This window comes from Streptomyces sp. NPDC001941 (genome assembly GCF_040296945.1).
In the GTDB taxonomy this organism is placed as follows: domain Bacteria; phylum Actinomycetota; class Actinomycetes; order Streptomycetales; family Streptomycetaceae; genus Streptomyces.
This window is the reverse complement of record NZ_JBEOYE010000137.1, coordinates 1-19,348: the sequence shown is the minus strand read 5'-3', so window position 1 is coordinate 19,348 and position 19,348 is coordinate 1. Positions and strand designations below refer to the sequence as shown.

Here is a 19,348-nt window from a genome sequence, read left to right as displayed (position 1 = left end):
GCCGGGTGCCCGCCCCGGCGTGCCCCTGGTGGTGGCGCGCGCGGTGAGCGCGCCCTCCGGCTCCGCCGCGCGCGAGCCGCACCGGTACCGTCCCGACGCGCCCGCCGCCACCGGCACCCGCCCCGCGTCCGCCCTGCCCTCCGTGCGCCGCACGGTCCAACTCCTCTCCGCCCGGCCCCTGGTGACCGGGAGCGGGGGCGGCGATCTGTCGAGCACGGCCGCTCCGGCTCCCCGCCCGGCCGGCCGGCCCGTGGTTACCCCCCGCTGGCCGGGCCTGCCGACCACGGCGCCGGTACAGCGGGCCCCACAGGGGCCGCACGGATCCCCCGCCACACCGGGAGCGCCCCGCGCCCTCCCCGCGCAACCGGCGCGGCGCGCGGCGGATACGAGGACGTACGGGACACCAACAGCCCCTTCCCACAACACGGTTGCTCCACATCGGGCCCCCGCGGACTCCCCGCGCGGCCCCGTCGTCCGGCCGCACCCCGTCGGCACCACCCCGCAGGCGCCCGTGCAGCGTGCCGCGGGCGGCCCTCGGGGTCCGCTGCCCGTCACCGGGCCGCAGGCGCCGCCCGTCGCCGCCGGGCCCCCGCTGCCCGGCTCGCTCCAGGCGGCCTCGCCCCAGCGGCCCGTGCCCGTGGTGCGGCCCCGGGCGCTGGCGCAGCCGGTGGTCGCCCAGCGGGCGGAGGCCGTGCCCGGCGCGGGCCCTGAGCGACCGGCCGGCGGGCCGCCCGCGCCGGACCCGGCCAAGGGCGGGAAGAAACCCCGTACCGGTCGGCCCTCCGTCCAGCGCAGCGCGGAGAAGGGCCCCGGCGACACGCCGGACGCGCCCGCCGCGGCGGCCTCCCGGGGCGACAGCGAGGCCGTGCCGCAGGGCGCGGACACCGATCTGGACGACCTGGCGCGCCGGCTCATCGAGCCCGTGTCCCGGCTGCTGCGCACCGAGTTGCGGCGCGGCCGGGAGCGCGCGGGGCGGCCGTTCGACGGGCGCCGCTGACATGCCGCCGAGCACCCGCACCGACGAGAAACGGACGAAGGACGCATGACGGACAACATCTTCGCCTCCAGTGTGTTCTTCAGGCTGGCCATCGGCGGCAACGACCTGGGCGCGTTCCACACCTGCTCGGGGATGGGCGCGGAGGTCGAGATGGAGACCTACGCCGAGGGCGGCAACAACGGCTTCACCTGGCAGCTGCCCGGCCGGGTGACCTGGTCCAACATCACGCTGACCCGGCCGGTGACCTCGGACACCGCGAAGATCGGCCGCTGGCTGGACGAGACGCTGCGGCGGGTGGAGCCCAAGGACGGCGAGATCGTGGCGCTGCGCCCCGACCTGAGCCGGATCATCAGCTGGCAGGTCTTCGGGATCGTGCCGGTGCGCTGGCAGGGGCCGTCGTTCGACCCGAGCAACTCCGAGGCGGCCGTCGAGACGCTGGAGATCGCGCACGAGGGCCTGCTCCCGTCCTGACCCGGGCCGCCGCCCCTCCCCCACCCGCCAACCCACTGCTTCCGGAAGGGAGTTCCCCGCATGGCCTTCTCGGCTCGCGCCAGCCGCGCCAGGGCCCAGCTCACCCTCAAGGAGCCCCCGGCCGCCGTCGGGTCCAAGCCGGGCGGCACGATCGCCCGCCTCGACCTCCAGTTCAACCCCTCCACGCTCCAGCTGAGCAAGAGCACCGAGTGGCGGCGCTCGCCGTCGCGGATGGCGGGCCAGTCGGCGCTGCCCGAGTTCGTGGGCAGCGGGCCGCGCACGCTGAGCCTCGACGTGTTCCTGGACGCCACCGCCAAGCACGACAACTCGGTGGAGCAGGCGGTGGAGAAGCTGATGAAGGCGTGCGTGCCGACGCCGGCGAGCCTGGGCCGCAAGAAGCCGGCCAGCCCGTGGGTGCGGTTCGAGTGGGGGTCGGCGCGCACGACGTCGTTCGACGGGGTGCTGTCCAGCCTCTCGGTCTCGTACACGCTCTTCGACGTGGACGGGAAGCCGCTGCGGGCGACCTGCTCGCTGTCGATCGAGGAGGCGAGCACCGAGCCGCCGGGGCAGAACCCCACGTCGGGCTCGCGCACCGCGCGCAGCACGCACACCGTGGTGGCGGGCGACAGCCTGGCGCTGCTGGCCTGGCGCGAGTACGGGGACGCGACGGCCTGGCGGGTCATCGCGGAGGCCAACGACATCGACGACCCGATGGCCCTGGTGCCCGGCACCGAGCTGGTGGTGCCGGGCGTGCGGGACGCCGAGGACGGCGAGGACACGGAAGACACGGAGGTCGCCTGGTGAGCGGCAAGGAGACCGGGGGCCGGTCCTTCGCGGCGGACCCGATCGTGGAGGCGCCCGGCGAACTGCCGCCGGTGTGGGCGGCGCAGCTGGTGAGCTGCGTGGTGGACGAGAACGTGGGGCTGCCGGACACGGCGGTGCTGACCTACCGGGACCCGGACCACGAGTTCCTGAAGTCGACCGGGATCACCATCGGGACGCCGCTGCGGGTGTCGGTGGTGACGGTGAAGGGGCAGGCGCGCGAGCGGCTGTTCAACGGCGAGGTCACGGCCCTGGAGATCGACCGGGACCGCACCGGGTCGTTCACGGTGGTGCGGGCCTACAACCGGGCGCACCGGTTGCAGCGCGGCCGGAAGGTGGTGGCGTTCCGCAACATGACCGCCTCGGCGATCGTGCGGAAGGTCGCGGCGGGAGCGGGCCTGCCGGTGGGGAAGGTGGAGGCCGCCCCGGTCACGTACAAGCAGCTGTCCCAGGCGAACGTCTCGGACTGGGACTTCCTGCAGTTCCTGGCCGCCGAGAGCGGCGCGCAGGTGCGGGTCGACGACAAGGGCGTGCTGCAGTTCACCAAGCCGACCCGGGCCTCTGGCGCGCCCGCGCCGTCGACGTCGTCGGTGAACAGCCCGCTGGTCCTGGAGTACGGGCGCAACCTGCTGGCGCTGCGGGCCGCCCTGTCGGCCGGGGACGGCGCGTCGAAGGTGCGGGTGCGCGGCTGGGACACCACGACGAAGCGGCCGCTGGTGGCGGAGCAGCCGTCGCTGGTGAGCGACACGGTGGTGCCTGGCCTGAGCCCGTCGAAGGCCGCCGTGTTCGGCTCGGCCGTGGTGACGGTGGCGGACACGCCCTACCGCACCCAGGCGGAGACGACGGCGGTCGCCAGGGCGACGGCCGACCAGGTCAGCGCGGGCTTCGGCGAGCTGGAGGCGGTGGCGGAGGGCAACCCGACGCTGCGGGCGGGCAAGGCGGTGGCGCTGGGCAACGTCGGCCAGGCGTTCTCCGGGCGGTACACGGCCACGGCGGTGCAGCACGTCCTGGAGCCGGTGGGCGGCTACCGCACCACGGTGTGGGTGAGCGCCAGCCCGGACCGCTCGCTGACGGGCCTGGTGACCGGGGCCAACGCGCCGGGGCGCGGGCCGCGCATCCCTGGCCTGGCGGTCGGCGTGGTCACGGACGTGCGCGAGCCGGCCGGGTCCGAGCGGGGCGCGGTGCGGCTGAAGTTCCCCTGGCTGGACGACACGTACGTCTCCGACTGGGTGCGCACGGTGCAGTGGGGCGGCAAGGGCGGCGGCGGCGTGGTGAGCCCGGAGGTCAACGACGAGGTCCTGGTGGGCTTCGAGCAGGGCCTGCTGGACAGCCCGTACGTGATCGGCGGACTCTACAACGGCGTGGACAAGCCCTCGCCGCACGACGTGCCGCTGGTCGACAAGACGAGCGGCAAGGTCAACCGCCGATCCATCGTGTCGCGTTCGGGCCACCGGGTGGAGCTGCTCGACGCCCCGGCGCCGGGGAAGTCGGGGATCCGGCTGCGCACCGCCGACGAGCGCCTCGAGGTGGTGATGGACGAACGGCTCGACACCATCCAGCTGACCGTCTACGGCGGGCGCAACCGGCCGCTGACCTCGGTCCTGCTGGACAAGAAGGGCATCACCCTGGACGCCAGGACCGGCAACGTGACGGTGAAGGGCCGCCAGGTGGACATCAGCGCCACCGACGCGGTGAACATCGACGGACGTGCGGTGCAGGTGACCGGCAAGACGGGCGTCACCGTGGACGGCGGTCTGCTCGGTGTCCTCAAGGCCCGCCTGATCCGCATCAACTGACGTCCCGACAGATTCCGAAGCAGCCCCGAGGAGCACCCGATGCCTGCCGCAGCCCGCACCGGCGACCAGACCACCCACGGCGGTGCGATCACCACCCCGCCGCCCGGCGCGGCCGCGAAGGTCGACACGGTCCTGATCGGCGGCAGGCCCGCCGCCGTGGTGGGCAGCCTGCACGTCTGCGTGATCCCGCCGCACGCCGCGCTGGGCCCGGGCAACGTGGTGATGCCCAACCCGGCCGCGCTCACCAAGGGCGCCGTCCTGATCGGCGGACTGCCGGCCGCCCGGATGAACGACCAGACGACGTGCGGCGCGAAGATCGTGCTGGGCGCGATGAACGTACAGATCGGGGGTGTGGTGTGAGCGAGCGGTTCATCGGGCGCGGCTGGGGCTTCCCGATGCGGGTCAACGCCACCGGCGGCATCGCCATGGTCGAGCGCGAGCGGGAGCTCGAGGAGGCCATCCGGCTGGTGCTCGGCACCGCGCCCGGCGAGCGGCCGATGCGGCCCGAGTTCGGCTGCGGCATCCACGAGTACGTGTTCGCGCCCGGCGACGGCGACACGGCCGGGCGGGTCGCCCAGCAGGTCCGCGAGGCCCTGGAGCGCTGGGAGCCGCGGATCGCCGTGGACGACGTCGTCGTCGCCTTCGACTCCGTCGAGGCGGGCACCCTCTACATCGACGTGCACTACACCGTGCGCACCACCAACGACCGGCGCAACCTGGTCTTCCCCTTCTACACGATCCCCTCCGAGGCGGGGACCGAGGAAATGGTCGCGGACTGATGGCACTGCCCTCCCCCAACCTGGACGACCGGCGGTTCCAGCAACTCGTCGACGAGGCCAAGCGGTACGTGCAGCAGCGCGCGCCGGAGTGGACCGACCACAACGTCTCCGACCCGGGCGTCACCCTGATCGAGACGTTCGCCTACCTCGTGGACCAGCTGCTGTACCGGCTCAACCGGGTCCCGGACAAGAACTACCTGGCGTTCCTCGACCTGTTGGGCATCCGGCTGTTCCCGCCGTCGGCCGCCGGGGCCGAGGTCGACTTCTGGCTCTCGGCGCCCCAGCCGGAGGCGCTGACACTGCCCGCGGGCACCGAGGTCACCACCGCAGCCGGGGAGACCGAGGAGGCCGTGGTCTTCGCCACGACCGGTGAACTCGGCATCCTGCCGAGCGAGTTGATCCGCCTGGTGACGGCGCCGCGCGGCGGCGAGCAGACCGACCGGACGAGCACGCTGGCCGAGGGGCACGACATCCCGTGCTTCCAGGCCGCGCCCGAGCCGGGCGACGCGCTGCTGTTCGGGCTGCCGACCGCCGTGCCGCGCTGCATCGTCGCGGTGCGCCTGGACAGCCGGGTCGAGGGCGTCGGCGTCGACCCGCGCCAGCCGCCGCTGGTGTGGGAGGCCTGGGACGGCGGGCGCTGGCAGCGCTGCGAGACCGGCACCGACTCCACCGGCGGCCTCAACCGGCCCGGCGAGGTCATCGTGTACGTGCCCGCCGGGCACACCGCGTCCGTCGTCGGCGGCACCCGGGGCGGCTGGCTGCGCTGCCGGGTGGTCGAGGCCGAACCGGGCCAGCCGTTCTACTCGGAGTCCCCCACCGTGCGCGAGGCGTCCGTCTTCACCGTCGGCGGCACCATGGCCGTCGAGCACGCGGAGACCGTGCTCGACGTGCCGCTCGGCGCGTCCGAGGGCGTCGCCGGGCAGACGTTCCGGCTGTCGCGCCCACCGGTCCTGCTGGACGGGGAGCCGCCGCTGGTCGAGGTGTCCTCGCCGGAGGGCTGGCAGCGCTGGGAGGTGGTCGAGCACTTCGGGCGCTCCGGCCCCGATGACCGGCACGTGCGGGTCGACGCCACGACCGGCGAGTTCCACTTCCCGCCGGTGCTGCGCGAGCCCGACGGCAGCCTGCGCGCCTGCGGCGCGGTGCCGCCCAAGGGCGAGCACGTCCGGGTGGCCCGCTACCGCACCGGCGGCGGCCCGGCGGGCAACGTGGCGCGCGGCTCCATCTCCGTACTGCGCAGCTCCGTCCCGTACGTCGCGAACGTCACCAACCGGGAGGCCGCGCGCGGCGGGGTCGCCGGGGAGGACGTCGCCAACGCCAAGCTGCGCGCGCCCGAGGCGCTGCGGATGCAGGAGCGCGCGGTGACGGCGGAGGACTACGAGGTCATCGCCCGCCAGGCGGCGCCCTCGGTGCGCCGGGTGCGCTGCCTGCCCGACGGGGACGGCGGCCCGGGCGCGGTCCGGGTCCTGGTGGTGCCGGACGCGGTGGCCGACGAGGGCGACCTGCTCCGCTTCGAGCAGCTCATCCCGTCCGACCAGGTCCTCGCCACCATCACCGCCGAGCTCGACGAGCGCCGGCTGATCGGCACCCGCCTCGTGGTGGAGCCGCCGGTCTACCAGGGCGTCACCGTCGTCGCCCGGCTCTCCGCCCGGGCCGGGGAGGGGGACGAGGTGCGCGACGCGGCGCTGGCCGCGCTGTACCGCCACCTCAACCCGCTGCGCGGCGGCCCCGACGGCACCGGCTGGCCGTTCGGGCGGCCGGTGCAGTACGGCGAGGTGTTCGGGGTGCTCCAGCGGGCCGTCGGGGACGTGCTCGTGGAGGACATCCGGCTGTTCGCCGCCGACCCGATCACCGGGCGGCGCGGCGCCCCCGCCGAGCGCATCGACACCGGCCCCGGCACCCTGGTCTTCTCCTACCAGCACCAGGTCGTCGTCACCGAGCGGGAGGAGCGCGGATGAGCCGGGCCTCCGTCCCCGGGCTGCCCAGCCGCCACCCGATCGGCGAGCAGCTGCCCGCGATGTACGCCGAGGACGACTTCGCCCAGCGGTTCACCTCGGGCCTGGACACCGTCCTGGCCCCGGTCTTCGCGACCCTGGACAGCCTGCCGTACTACTTCGACCCGCGCGTCACGCCCGCCGACTTCCTGTCCTGGCTGGCCGGGTGGGTCGGCGGCGTCGACGACCCGCGCTGGCCGGTGGCGCTGCGCCGCGAGGCGGTGGCCCGCGCCGTGGAGCTGCACCGGTGGCGCGGCACCCGGCGCGGAATGGTGGAGGCGCTGCGGCTGGTCCTCGGCGTGGCGGCGGAGGTCAGCGGCGACGGCGGGGCCGCCTGGTCGGCCACGCCGGGCGGCGAGCTGCCCCCGGCGCCCTCGGCGGAGGTACTGGTACGGGTGTGGCCCGAGCGCGGGGAAGAGGTGGACGCGGACCGGGTAAGGGACCTGGTGCGCGCCCTGTGCCCGGTCCACACGGTCTGCCGCGTCGAGGTCCTGTCCGGGCCCCCGGCCGGCGAGGGGAGGTGAGGGCGGTGCGCGAGTGCCCCGCCTGCGGCGCCTCGAACGGCGCCTCGGAGGACTTCTGCGTCAACTGCGGCGCGTACCTGGGCTGGTCGGACTCGACCCCGAGGCCGGGGAGGGGCGGGGCGGAGCCGCCCGAGCCGGAGCCCGCGCCCGAGGGGGAACGGGAACGCGAGCCGCAGTCCGGTCGCGGGACACGGGCGGGTGCCCGTTCCGGTACCCGCGGCGGTGCGGGTGCGCCGCCTGTCGTGGTGCCGGATCCCGTGGTGCCGGATCCGGTGGCCCCGGATCCCGTGGCGCCGCCCGCGGACCCGCCGGTTGCGCCGCCCGTGGTGTCGCCACCGGTGCCGCCCGTCGTGCCGCCGACCGTGCCGCCTTCGGTGCCGCCTGTCGTGCCGCCGTCGGTACCCCCGTCCGTGGCTTCCGTGCCCGCCCCCGACGCGCCCGCGCGGCCCGCTCCGGAGCCCGAGCCGGAACGTGCTCCCGAGCCTCCCCCCGTACCGTCGGCGCCTCCCGCCCCGGACCGTGGGCCCGCGCCCGCGCCCGGCCCGGAGCGCCGGACGCCCGCCGGCACCGGCACGAGCGGGACCGGCGGCGGTGGCCCGGCCCCGGCCCCCGGAGTCGTACCCCAGGCGCCGCCCGTGCCTCCCCGGCCCGTACGGGACCCGGAGGTGCCCGCGACACCCGCGGAAGGACCACGCGCGGAGGCGGCACCGGCCCCCAGCCGTCCGGCCCCCACCCCCGTGCGGCCCACGGCCCCTGCTCCCCGGACGCCGGCCGCGCCGCCCCCGGCCGGGGAGGCGCGGTCCGACCCCGCTCCCGTGCGGCCCGCCAAGGCGGTGGCGCCGCGCCCGGTGGTGCGGCCCGTGCCGGTCGGCGAGCAGACGTCCGGCGTCCCGTGCCCGGCCTGCGGCACGCCCAACCCGCCGGACCGCCGCTTCTGCCGCCGTTGCGCCGCGCCGCTCTCGCCGTCCACCGTGGCGGCCCCGCTGCCGTGGTGGCGCACGGTGTGGCCGTTCCGGCGGCGGCGTACGCGGGCGGGGTCGGGCCGTCTGGTGCGGTTCCTGGTGGTCCTGGCCGTGGTCCTCGGCCTGTGCGCGGCGCTGCTCTTCCTGCTGCCCGCCGGGCGCTACCTGGTCGAGGACACCCTCGACAAGCTCGGCAAGCCGAAGGCGATCACGCCGACGACCGTGCGGGCCAGCGGGGCGCTGCCGGGTCACCCGGCGGAGGACACGGTGGACGGGCTGAGCAACCGCTACTGGGGCCTCCCGGGGGCCGGGGCCTCGGTGACGTACGCCTTCGCCAAGCCGTTCCGGCTGGTGGACGTGATCATCACCAATGGCGCCTCGGCGAAGGCGGAGGAGTACAACCGCCAGGGCCGTGCGCTCCAGGTCGACCTGGAGGTCACGGCGGAGGACGGGAAGAAGACGGTGAAGAAGCTGTCGCTGAGCGACAAGCCGGGCGAGCAGCCGTTCCACCTGGGGATCAGCAAGGTGGTGTCCGTGCGCCTGGTGCTCTCGGCGCCGGTCGGGCTGACGGGCGGCCGTCACCTGGCGCTGGGGGAAGTGGAGTTCTTCCGGCGGAGCTGATCCGCGGCGGCCGGCCATAAGGCGCGGTACGGGCCGCCCCAAGCGCTGCTTGCGCCGGGGGCGGCCCGTTCCGTCCGGCGCCCGGGACTTTGGTCCCAAAAATCGGGGCAAAGAGGATGCATCGGCCTGGTGAAGGGGCCGTGGGACGCCTGCCCGGCCCGCCGCAGGACCTTCTCCCCTGCCTCCCACAGGGCAGGAAAACGGGTGAAACCACCCGCGCAGGATGGCCCTCATAACGAGTGGCACCGCAGCACCAGCGCGGTCCTGCAAGGAGGTTCACACCATGAGCAAGGCGCTCACCCTTTCGGCCATCGCCGTCGCCGCCTCGATCACCCTGGCCGGTCCGGCGACCGCTTTCGCTGCCGATTCGGCCCCGAACCCGAACGACGGCTCGTCCCAGTCGCAGCAGTCCGACCCGTCGGCGAAGTCCGACGCGTCCGCCAAGTCGGACAAGTCCTCCGCCGCCCCCGTGGTCACCGTCACGTCGTCCCCCAAGGACCCCGCCGGTTACCAGGCCGGCGACAAGGTCACCTTCAAGGTCTCCACCTCGGGCCAGGCCAAGGTCACCGCCGCTTCCGACGCCCTCACCGGCATCAGCGTCTCCGGCTCCGGCGACAGCTACACCGGCACCGGCACCGTCAAGTCCGGCTGGGGCATCGGCACCGCCCACCTCACCGTGACGGCGAACTACGGCGACACCGGCGCGGAGGGCCACGCCTCCTTCTCCGTCAACACCGGCACCAAGCCCTCCCCCGAGCCGGGCAAGGCGTCCCTGAGCCTGTCCACGGACGCGGGCAAGGCCGGTGACAAGGTCGGCATCACCATCAAGTCCGGCGGCCTCAAGGGCGACGCGTACGTGAAGTCGGACGCCTTCGGCGGCCGCGTGGACCTGTCCCGCGGCAAGGACGGCGCCTGGCACGGCACCGCCACCGTCTCCGGCAAGGTCGCGGACCACGGCTACTACGCCGTGAACGGCTTCGTCGGCTCCCAGCAGGTCGGCCAGGCCAAGTTCACCATCACCGAGAACCCGGCCAAGCCGCCGATGCCGGGGCAGTCGCAGCTCAGCGTGAACCCGCGCAGCGGCAAGGCCGGTGACAAGGTCGGCCTCGTCCTGACCGGCTCCGGCAACCCCAAGAGCGACTACTACGCCGACTCCACCGCCTTCGGCGGCAAGGTCCACCTGACCCTCGGCAAGGACGGCAAGTGGCACGGCACCGCGACCGTCGCGCACGTGAAGACCGGCGCCTACCAGGTCCGCGTCAACTCCGGTGCCCCGTCGGTGTCGTTCGACGTGTACGCCAAGGGCACCGGCCCGGTGAAGCCGCTCAACCCCTCCGACCACAAGACCCCGAAGGGCTCCGTCAACACCGGCATGGCCCCCTCCAACGGCAGCGGTGACAACGCGCTGGGCATGGGCGCCGCGGCCGCCGGTGTCGGTGCCGCCGGACTCCTCGGCGCCGGTCTGCTGCGCCGCCGCCGCCACAATGGCTGAGCGGGCCACCAGCCGTCCCCGCCGGGGCCGCCGTCGCGCCTACGGCACGGCCGCCCTGGCGGGGGCCGCCACCCTCGCCGTCGCGCTCTCCTCCGGCTGCTCCAAGTCGGCGGACGCCTCGGACGGCGCGGGCGCTGCGGGGAAGGCGACGCCGGTGAGCGTGCTCTCGCCCTCCGTCCCGGACCACATCAAGATCCCCTCCCTCAAGGTCGACGCGGACCTGGGGACGGTGGGCCTGGACTCCAAGGGCGTCATGGACACGCCGCCGTACGACAAGCCCCTGCAGGCCGACTGGTACAAGCAGGGGCCCACTCCGGGCGAGAAGGGCGCGGCCGCGGTGGTCGGGCACATGGACACCCCGGACACCCCGAAGGCCGTCTTCTACAACCTCAAGGAGCTGAAGAAGGACGCCGAGGTGGACGTCCGCCGGGAGGACGGCACCACGGCCGTGTTCACGGTGGACTCGGTGGAGACCTTCAAGAAGGACGCGTTCCCCACGGACAAGGTGTACGGGAAGACCGACAAGGCCGAGCTGCGGCTCATCACCTGTGGCGGCGACCTCACCAAGAGCCGGCACTGGGACTCCAACGTGGTGGTCTTCGCCCATCTGACGGGCAAGGCGTAGCGGTACGAGCGGTATTCGAGGAGCGGACGCACACGCGTGTGTCCGCTCCTCGCGCGTACGCCCCGCGGTTCACCGCCCGTCAGGCGATGTGCTCGATCCGCCGGCCGTCCACCAAGTACTTGGGCAGGAAGGGCAGTTCGTCCGCGAGCGGGAACCCCGCGTCGTGCGCCAGGCACGTCATCGCCAGCACCCCCAGCGGCACCCGGGCGCGCGGTGACCCGGACGTGCCCCAGTACGCACGGTGGTCGTCGAGTGCCTCGGACAGCGCCGTGGCGAAGGCCTCGTGGTCGCCGGTGAGCAGGCGGTGGAAGAGCGCGGCCGGGTGGTGGTCGACCTGGTTCACGAAGTCCCCGGGGCCGTGCGTCAGGGCGTCGGGGGCCGACCCCTCCATGACCGCGACGAGGTGCGGCACGACATCATCGACCGTCCGGTCGGGGGCGAAGCGGACCCGGAGCGTCTCGATCCAGTGCAGGACGTACGCGTCCACGGAGTCGTCGCGGCGCAGCGCCTCCAGCGGCACCTCGCACAGCCGCCGCACCCTTTCGTGCTGCCGGCACACGACCGCCAGGTACAGCGCGTCGAGCCAGGCCCTGGCGTCGGCGGGCACCTGGGCGTCCAGGGCGGGGAGCGCGACCGGCCGGTCGTCGGCGTACGCGGTCAGCGGCGGCGTACCGCCGAACAAGGCGGTGCCGAGCTGGACGGCGAGCGCCCAGGGCTCCCAGGTCTCCGCCCTCGACGCCGCGGGGTCGTCGGCGCACCGCGCGTGCGCGAGGGCGACCGCGGCGCTGAACGCGTCGGCGAGGGCCGCGGGGTCCTCCGCGAGGCGCCCGGCGGCGTCCGCGGCCCGGCGGGTGAGGACGGCCGGGTCGGGGGCCGGCGCGGAGGCGGCGGTGGCGATGCGGCCGGCGCGGTCGAGGCCGATGAGGCTCTTCATCAGGGCGAGCAGCCGCGGGGGCGGCCGGAGCGTGAAGGAGCGGGTCTCCTCGTCGATGGCCGTGAGCGAGGTGAGCTGCCCGCGGTACCACCAGTAGACGCGCGGCGAGAGGGAGCCGGGTCCCTCCTGGTAGGCGCGCAGGCCGTACGCGGCGAGGCCGTTGAGGGCGTCGACGACGGAGCCGTCGGCGACGGGGTGGTAGGCGTAGAGGTGCCGGTTGGGCACGACGACGAGCGCGCCGCCGTCCGGCAGGTCCTCGCCGGTCACCTGGTGGGCGGCCCGGGCGAGGTACAGCGCCTGGCCGGCCACGAACGGGGAGTCGCCGAAGACGGTGACCATCCGGGCGCGTCCGGCGACGTCGACCTCCTCGTGGCGCACGGGGACGCGCATGAGGTTCTCCCGTGCGGCGGCGTCCAGTTCGGGCGCTCCGGCGCGCGCGACGTCGGCGTCGGTGAGGATGCGTACGCTGGTCGGCCCGTCGAGCGCGTGGGCGAGGACGAGGCCGTCGGCGACCGGGCGGGTGTAGCGCAGCTGTCCGGCGAGGTCGGGGGTGAGCGCGTCGGTCGGGAGCAGCCGGGGGTGCGCGCCGTCGAGGAGCGCGCGGGCGTCCTCGCCTCCGGGGCTCGCCTGGCGGAGGCGGTCGAAGTGGCCGGCGACGAGGGCCGGCCACTCGTCCTCGGGGGTCCGGGCGCACCGCTGGGCGAGGTGGTGCAGGCCGTAGTGGTGCCCGTCCCTGAAGTGGGGCGCGGCGAGGGCGCGCAGCCGGGTGGCCTGGGGGGCCGTGAGTGCCGGCAGGTCCGGGTCGGGTGGTTCGGGAGTGTTGTTGCCTATCATCACGGCGACTGTACGTGGTGGGCGCGGGCGGACGGCACACGGTGCGGGCGCCCGGGCCGTGGTGCGGAGGTGCGCCGCACGCGTGGTGCTCGCGTGCGGCGCACTCCCCTCCATCCTGCGGCTACCCAGGGTTCAACTCCTTTGACAGCCGCGTCTTTTGGTCACGTGTGCGGTCGTTCACCCGCCACGTGGTCAGCGGCGCAGCCGCAGTCGGTGGACGCCGCCGTACTGGGTGCCCGCGTACAGCGATTCGCCGTCGGTGGCGAGCGAGGTGACGTCCAGGTTCTGCAGACCGCCGGAGACGTTGTGCCAGCTGCGGCCCCCGTCGGTGGAGCGGAGCACTCCGCGTCCGCCGCGGGGCAGCGCGGTCTCCCAGTAGCCGGTGGACGCGGCGTACAGGGCTCCGCCCGCCTGCTGGATGTCGGCGATGTGGACGGGGAGCCGTCCGGTGTCGCCGGTCTGGAAGCGGCGTCCGCCGTCGGTGGACCAGCGGATGGCGTCGCCGCCGAGGAGCATGCGATTGCCGCTGAACTCGATGGTGTCCACGCGCCCTTCGGTGACCTTGGTCAGGTTCTCGCCGCCGTCGTCGGAGCGGTAGAGGCCGTCCGCGGTGCCCAGCCAGAGGCGCTCGGGGTCGCGGGGGTCGCCGGCGACGGCGGTGGAGTACGTGTCGTGCAGCAGGTTCTTCCAGTGGGCGCCGCCGTCCTCGGTGCGGAACAGGCCGGTGCCGTCGCGGTTGGCGTACGCGACGTACACGCGGTCCGGGTCGGCGGGGTGCACGGCGAGCCCGAGCACCGTGCCGCTGCTGGCGCCCTTCTCCTCCCAGGTGGCGCCCGCGTCGCCGCTGCGCTCCACGTGGAAGTCGCCGAAGGGACCCATACGGACCCGCCACACGGTCCCCGGGTCGGAGGGCGCGGCCTGGACGGCGCGGGTGGTGTTGCCGATGGTGCCCTCGCCGCCGCTGTCGCCCCAGTCCGGTCCGGTGACCGGGAGCGCGGCGCGGTGGGTACCGTGGTCGCCCGCCGCGAGGAGGTTGCCGTCGCTGACGGCGAGGCCGTTGACGGTGCCGCCCTGGACGCCGATGCGCCGGTAGTCGAGGCCGTCGGCGGTGCCCCGGTACAGGCCCGCCGAGGAGGCGGAGACGGTGAGGGTGCCATCGGCCCAGCGCGCGAAGTCGGTGGCGACGGACGTGGAGTTGACGCGCGGGATGGTGGTCCAGACGCGTCCGTGGTCGCGGCCGACGCGGATGCCGCCGCGGACGGCGGCGTACAAGTCGCCGCCGGTCAGGGTGAGTCCGCTGACGCCGGGCCCCTGCTTGTCCAGGGTGGTCCAGGTGCGTCCGCCGTCGTGGGAGCCGACGATGCCGTTGCCGCTCTCGCGCAGGGCGACGACCTGCTCGTCGGCGACGATGGTGACGGCTGTCCTGCCGCCGGTGGACTCGCGGACCTTGACGGCTTCCCCGGGCGTGCCGGAGGCGATGCCGTCACGCCGGTAGACCTCGCGTCCGGTGGTGAGGTAGAGGCTGTCGCCGCCGATGGCGATCCCGTACACCTCGCCGGGCACGCCGACGGGTTCCTGGCGCCAGTGGTCGCCGCCGTCGGTGCTCAGCAGGAGTCCGGCCCCGGTGTGCGCGACGAGGGTGCGGCCGTCAGCGGTGGCCTGGAGGTCCTCGATCACGGTGTCCGGGGTGTCCAGGGTGGTCCAGGTGCGTCCGGCGTCGTCGGTGCGCAGCACCGAGCCGGTGCGCGGGATGCCGGAGCGGCTGTTGACGCCGAGCCACCAGCGGTCGGCGTCGCGCGGGTCGATGACGAGGTGGGGCTGGTCGGCGACGTCGGTCAGGGGGAGCCGGTCGAGCTGGCGCCAGGTGGCACCGTTGTCGGCGGTGGCCCAGACGCCCTTCTTGCCGTACTGGCCGAGGACGGCGCGGCCGGGGGCGCCGGGGGCGGTGACGACGTCACCGGACTCCGAGTTGGGACCCACGGGCGTCCAGGAGCGGTCGCGGCTGTCGGCGGGGGTGACGTCGAACCCGTCGTCGTTGCCGGTGAGGGTCTTGCCGTCGGCGGTGCGTGCGGTGACGGAGACCAGGTGGGCGCCGGTGCCCCGGCCGGTGATCTCGGCCTGGTAGACGTTGCCCGCGCGGAGCTTGGTGGTGACGGTGTAGGGGCGGCCGTGCGGGGGCCGGACGGTGAGGACGGGCGGCTGGGCCAGCGCCGTCGGGGTGAAGACGACGGCGGTGGCCTTGCCGTCGCTGGGGTCGGGTCCGGCCTGCAGGAAGAGCGTGCGGACGGCCAGGAGGTACGGGACGCGCAGGGCGGGCCCGTCGGTGGGGCGCACGGTGACGGCGCCGCCGATCTCGGTGTCCTGCGCGGGGCGCCGGGCGTGCAGGCGGACGGTGGCGGTGGCGGTTCCGCGCGCCGGGACGCGCAGGGTGCGCGGGCTGACGGTGGCGTCGCCGGTGACCGTGAGGCGCGCGGTGCGGGCCCGCGGGCCGCTGTTGCGCACGGTGAGGGTGCGGGTGCCGCCGACGGTGTGCCCGGCGAGGTCGGCCAGGCCGTACGAGAGGGTGGCCGGGCTGGTCGTCAGGCCGGTGTCGGCCGCGTCCGCGGCGGCGGCGACGTCGAGGCGTCCGGCGCCGACGGTGGTGGGGCCGAAGTCCTTCAGCTCCTTTGCGGTGCCGACCAGTTCGGAGGTGACGAGGGCAGGGTCCTGGCCCGGGTGGAGCTGGCGCAGCAGGGCGGCGGCGCCGGCGACGTGCGGGGCGGCCATGGAGGTGCCGGACATGCGGTACACGCCGGGGGCGTACAGGGCCTTGGGCACGGTGGAGCGGATGTCGTAGCCGGGGGCGACGAGGTCGGGCTTGAGCTGCCAGTCGAGGTCGGGGCCGCGCGAGGAGAAGGACGCGATCCGGTCGGTGACGTCGGTGCCGGAGAGGGTGACGCGGACCGTGCCCGCGCCGAGCCGTGCGCCGAGTTCGTCGAACTGGGGGGCGTCGACGCCGAGGAGGACGACCGAGTCCATGCGCAGGGAGTCGCCGGATGCCGTGACGGTGTTCTCCGGGGCGAGCGGGACGCTGCCCGGGTCCCGGTCCGGGGTGCCGGCGAGGACGGGGCCGCCGCCGGACTGGCCGCCGAGGACGGCGACGGCGCCGCGCCGCTCGGCCTCGCGGGCGGCCTCGATCTCCTCCGCGTACAGGTCCTGGGTGGTGACGCCGATGTGCAGGTTCATGCGCACGGCCTTGCCGCGCACGTCGCCGGCCCGCTGCCAGTCCTCGGGGGTGCCGCCGCCGACGTCGACGAGCTCGGTGGTGACGGGCCTGGCGGGCGGGTTGGCGGAGATGACGCCGCGGTAGCCCTGGATCTTCTCGCCGTCCTGGTAGGCGGCGGTGGGCATGCGCAGGCCGCTCACCGAGGCGCCGACCGCGAGGACGCCGTCGGCTGCGGCGGGGCTGCCGACGGTGCCGCTGCCCGGGCCGTCGTTCCCGGCCGCGGCGACGACGACGGTTCCGGCCCTGGTGGCGGCGGTGGCGGCCAGGCCGAGCGGGTCGGTGCCGTCGCCGTAACCGCCGAGGCTGAGGTTGACGACGTCGGCGCGGTGCGGGTTGGCCGGGTCGGTGGCGGCCTCCAGCGCGGCGACGATGTCGGAGGTGGTGCCCTCGCCGTACTCGTTCATGACCTTGTACGCGGTGAGGGTGGCGTCCGGGGCGACGCCGGTGACGCCGTCGGCCGTGGCGGCGCGGCCCGCGATGATGCCGGCGACGTGGGTGCCGTGGCCGTTGTCGTCCATGGGGTCGGCGTCGCCGTTGACGTAGTCGTAGCCGGCGACGACCTTGTGGCCCTCGCCGAAGCCGCCGCCGAGGTCGGGGTGGCTGTAGTCGACGCCGCTGTCCAGGACGGCGACGGTGACGCCCTTGCCGCGCGCGGCCGTGCCGGCCGGGTCCTTGCGCTGCCACACCCGGGGCGCGCCGATCAGCGGCACGCTGGCGTCGGTGTGCACGCGGAGCTTGCGGTCCTCCTGGACGGAGGCGACGCCGGGCAGCGTGCGCAGCTCGGCGAGCTGGGACGAACGGACCTTCAGGGCGACGGCGTTGAGCAGCAGGTTGAACGTGCGGGGCTTCCCCGCGTCGATGCCGGCCGCGTCGACCTCCTGCAGGAAGGTCTTCTGACGGCCCTTCAGGGCGGCGCGCCCGTCGGCTATCCGGGACTTCTCGCTCGCGTCGAGGCGGCCGAGGCCGGTGACGGGCGCGGCCCCGGACAGGGTGACGATGACCCGCTGCTCCGGGTCGGGCGCCGGGTCGGCGGCGGCCGCCGGGGGCAGGGCCGAGATCAGCCCGCCCACCAGCGCGGCCGTGAGACCCGCGCCGAGGGCGCGTCGGGCGGGCGGCTTCGGTGCCGGGAGTCTGCGTCTGCCGGCCGCGGCCGGGCTCTTCGGGGTCTGCGACATGCCCCTAGGTCTTATGCGGAAGCGGGTGGTCCAGACAACGATTCGGGCTGGCCCATTGCGGCCGGTGGCACCAACGGGCCACCATCCGCCCATGCCCCAGCAACCTCCGCAGCAGCTCACGGCCGTCGGCGTGGACCCCTTCGACGAGCGCGTCTACCGCGCCGTACTCGTCCGGCACACGGCGGGACCGGCCGAGCTCGCCGAAGACCTCGGCTGTTCGGCCCAGCGCGTGGTGCGGGCCCTCGACCGGCTGCGCGAACACGGCCTGGTGGGGCGGCTCTCGGGCAGCAGGCGGCGGTACGCGGCGATCGAGCCGGCCGCCGCGGTGGAGGCACTGGTGCGCTCGCGCACCGCCGAGCTGGACTCGGTGCGGGCGGCGGCGGGCGATCTGTCGCGGCTCTTCGACGCGGCGCAGGCGGGCGGCACGGACGAGGTCGAAGTCGTCTTCGGCAGCGAGGCGTTGGGGCGCTGGTTCGTGCGGCTGCAGCAGGAGGCCCGCGAGGAGGTGATCACCCTGGACCGGCCGCCGTACGCGCTGACGACGTCGAACCCGGTGGAGGCGACGGCACTGACCCGGGGCGTCCGCTACCGCGCGGTGTACGCGCCCGAGGCGCTGGAGTGGCCCGGGGTGCTGGCCGACATCCGCGAGCTCGTGGGGCGCGGCGAGCAGGCGCGGGTGCTGCCCGGGCTGCGGATGAAGCTGGCGGTCGCGGACCGGCGGCTGGCACTGCTGCCGCTGTCACTGGACTTCGCGGGCGAGGTACGGGCCGCGGTGGTGCGGCCGTCGGCGCTGCTGGACGGGCTCGTCGACTACTGGGAGCTGTGCTGGGCGACGGCGACGCCGCTGGACGGGCGGCCGGACGAGACGGTGGGCGAGGAGGACCGGCTGCTGCTCACGCTGCTGGTGTCGGGCCTCAAGGACGAGGCGATCGCCCGGCAGCTGGGCTGGTCGACACGGACGATGCGGCGCCGGATCGCGGCCCTGAACACGGCCCTGGGCGCGGCCAACCGGTTCCAGGCGGGGGTGGTCGCGGCGCGGCGGGGGTGGGTGTAGGCGGAGTTCGCGGATTCCGCCGAATTCCTCGCCGTCCACGTCAAGAGAACGGGCCCCTGGTTCCTCTCCTTGTGCGAACCGTTCTTCGCAAAGGAGGTTGGCCGGTGGAGCTCGCCGGTGCAGTGTTGTCCGTGGTGGCCGTCCTGGCCCCCGCGATCAAGGGGTGGCTCGACAGCGTGGCGTACCGCAACCGTCTCCTGGCCCGCGCCGAGGTCATCCGTGCCCGGCGCGGCGACGCAGGCCGGGGGGAGGCCGGCCGTGGCTGAGGACATCCGCGTCCCGCTGACCGCCGAGGGGCTCGGCGAGCTGTTCGCCGGGCACCGGGCGAGCCTGACCCGGACCGCCCGCCGCGCCCTGCTGGCGCACCGGGTGCCGGAGTCCGCGGTCTGCGCCGAGGACCTGGTGCAGCACGCGTTCGAGCAGGCCCTGGGCCGGGCGGCGACGATCGAGCACCCGCTGGCCTACCTCCACGCGGTGGTCCGCAAGGAGGCCGCCCACCGGGCCGGGCGGGGCGCGGCGCACGCCCGCCTGGAGGCCCTGCGGGCCGCCGATCCGCTGCGGTTCGACCCGCTCACGGCCGGGGACTGCGCCGCGCTGGTCGCCAACCGCCAGGTGGTCTGGCAGGCGGTGTCGGAGCTGACGGCGGCCCAGGCGGCGGCGGTCTACGCGACCAAGGCGCTGGACTGCACGCAGGCCGAGGCGGCGGCGCTGCTGGCCAAGGCCCCCGGCACGGTGGCCACCCATGTGTCGCGCGGCGTGGCCCTGTTGCGGGCGTCGCTGGGCGCGGTACTGGCTGCCGTCCTGGTCTGCGGCACCGGTCTGCTGCTTGGCGGCCGGCTGCGCGAGGCGGTCCCGGCGCGGGAGCCCGGCGGGCGGGGCGAGGCGGCGCCGTCCGTCTGGGCGCCGCTCGCGCCGTGGCCGTGGGCCCTGCCGCTGGTCCTCCTGGGCGCCGTCCTGGCGGTGCGGCTCCTGCCGCGGGTGGCGCGGCGCCGGGCCGCCGCCCGGG

The 19,348-nt window shown here is 75.2% G+C and carries 16 protein-coding genes; 14 read left to right on the top strand and 2 right to left on the bottom strand.

Annotation, left to right across the window (positions count from 1 at the left end; genetic code table 11):
- Positions 1-511: 511 nt before the first annotated feature.
- From ABT160_RS43230 to ABT160_RS43180, 11 genes are all read left to right on the top strand, one after another.
- Positions 512-997 (top strand): hypothetical protein, encoded by a 486-nt coding sequence (locus ABT160_RS43230; RefSeq protein WP_351654796.1) that lies wholly within the window; start codon positions 512-514, stop codon positions 995-997.
- A 45-nt stretch (positions 998-1,042) separates the two neighbouring features.
- Positions 1,043-1,468: a phage tail protein gene (locus ABT160_RS43225; RefSeq protein ID WP_351654794.1), complete on the top strand. Its 426-nt coding sequence runs from the start codon at positions 1,043-1,045 to the stop codon at positions 1,466-1,468.
- A gap of 60 nt (positions 1,469-1,528) precedes the next feature.
- Positions 1,529-2,272 (top strand): CIS tube protein, encoded by a 744-nt coding sequence (locus ABT160_RS43220; protein WP_351654791.1) that lies wholly within the window; start codon positions 1,529-1,531, stop codon positions 2,270-2,272.
- Positions 2,269-4,086 (top strand): VgrG-related protein, encoded by a 1,818-nt coding sequence (locus ABT160_RS43215; protein ID WP_351654788.1) that lies wholly within the window; start codon positions 2,269-2,271, stop codon positions 4,084-4,086. The genes ABT160_RS43220 and ABT160_RS43215 overlap by 4 nt, the downstream gene beginning before the upstream one ends.
- A gap of 39 nt (positions 4,087-4,125) precedes the next feature.
- Positions 4,126-4,446: a PAAR domain-containing protein gene (locus ABT160_RS43210; RefSeq protein ID WP_351654785.1), complete on the top strand. Its 321-nt coding sequence runs from the start codon at positions 4,126-4,128 to the stop codon at positions 4,444-4,446.
- 35 nt (positions 4,447-4,481) lie between these two features.
- Entirely contained in the window at positions 4,482-4,865 is a 384-nt protein-coding gene (locus tag ABT160_RS43205) for a GPW/gp25 family protein (protein WP_502984407.1), read from the top strand.
- On the top strand, positions 4,865-6,820 hold the full coding sequence (locus ABT160_RS43200; protein WP_351654779.1) for a putative baseplate assembly protein: 1,956 nt from the start codon (positions 4,865-4,867) through the stop codon (positions 6,818-6,820). Before ABT160_RS43205 ends, ABT160_RS43200 begins: the two co-directional genes overlap by 1 nt.
- Positions 6,817-7,380 carry a phage tail protein gene (locus tag ABT160_RS43195; RefSeq protein ID WP_351654776.1) on the top strand — a complete coding sequence of 188 codons (564 nt, stop codon included), beginning with the start codon at positions 6,817-6,819 and terminating at the stop codon, positions 7,378-7,380. Before ABT160_RS43200 ends, ABT160_RS43195 begins: the two co-directional genes overlap by 4 nt.
- Before the next feature lie 815 nt (positions 7,381-8,195).
- Positions 8,196-8,963 (top strand): zinc ribbon domain-containing protein, encoded by a 768-nt coding sequence (locus ABT160_RS43190; RefSeq protein ID WP_351654774.1) that lies wholly within the window; start codon positions 8,196-8,198, stop codon positions 8,961-8,963.
- Positions 8,964-9,246: 283 nt separating this feature from the next.
- On the top strand, positions 9,247-10,455 hold the full coding sequence (locus tag ABT160_RS43185) for a hypothetical protein (RefSeq protein WP_351654771.1): 1,209 nt from the start codon (positions 9,247-9,249) through the stop codon (positions 10,453-10,455).
- Complete coding sequence (locus tag ABT160_RS43180; protein WP_351654768.1) at positions 10,448-11,080, top strand: class F sortase; 633 nt, start codon at positions 10,448-10,450, stop codon at positions 11,078-11,080. The genes ABT160_RS43185 and ABT160_RS43180 overlap by 8 nt, the downstream gene beginning before the upstream one ends.
- Positions 11,081-11,159: 79 nt before the next feature.
- Here ABT160_RS43180 and ABT160_RS43175 read toward each other — a convergent pair whose 3' ends face one another.
- Together ABT160_RS43175 and ABT160_RS43170 are read right to left on the bottom strand one after the other, a co-directional pair.
- Positions 11,160-12,848, bottom strand: coding sequence for an immunity 49 family protein (locus ABT160_RS43175; RefSeq protein ID WP_351654765.1), 1,689 nt, complete (start codon positions 12,846-12,848; stop codon positions 11,160-11,162).
- Positions 12,849-13,040: 192 nt separating this feature from the next.
- Positions 13,041-17,288 (bottom strand): S8 family serine peptidase, encoded by a 4,248-nt coding sequence (locus ABT160_RS43170; RefSeq protein ID WP_351654762.1) that lies wholly within the window; start codon positions 17,286-17,288, stop codon positions 13,041-13,043.
- 91 nt (positions 17,289-17,379) lie between these two features.
- On the opposite strand from ABT160_RS43170, the gene ABT160_RS43165 reads away from it, so the two are divergent.
- The 3 genes from ABT160_RS43165 to ABT160_RS43155 form a co-directional block, all read left to right on the top strand.
- The gene (locus tag ABT160_RS43165; RefSeq protein WP_351654759.1) at positions 17,380-18,342 is read left to right on the top strand and encodes a helix-turn-helix domain-containing protein; all 963 of its coding nucleotides are present in this window, start codon (positions 17,380-17,382) and stop codon (positions 18,340-18,342) included.
- Between the two features lie 104 nt (positions 18,343-18,446).
- Positions 18,447-18,608, top strand: coding sequence for a hypothetical protein (locus ABT160_RS43160; protein ID WP_351654756.1), 162 nt, complete (start codon positions 18,447-18,449; stop codon positions 18,606-18,608).
- Positions 18,601-19,348 (top strand): sigma factor-like helix-turn-helix DNA-binding protein (locus tag ABT160_RS43155; protein WP_351654753.1); only part of this gene is annotated, 748 nt, incomplete at its 3' end. The genes ABT160_RS43160 and ABT160_RS43155, both read left to right, overlap by 8 nt.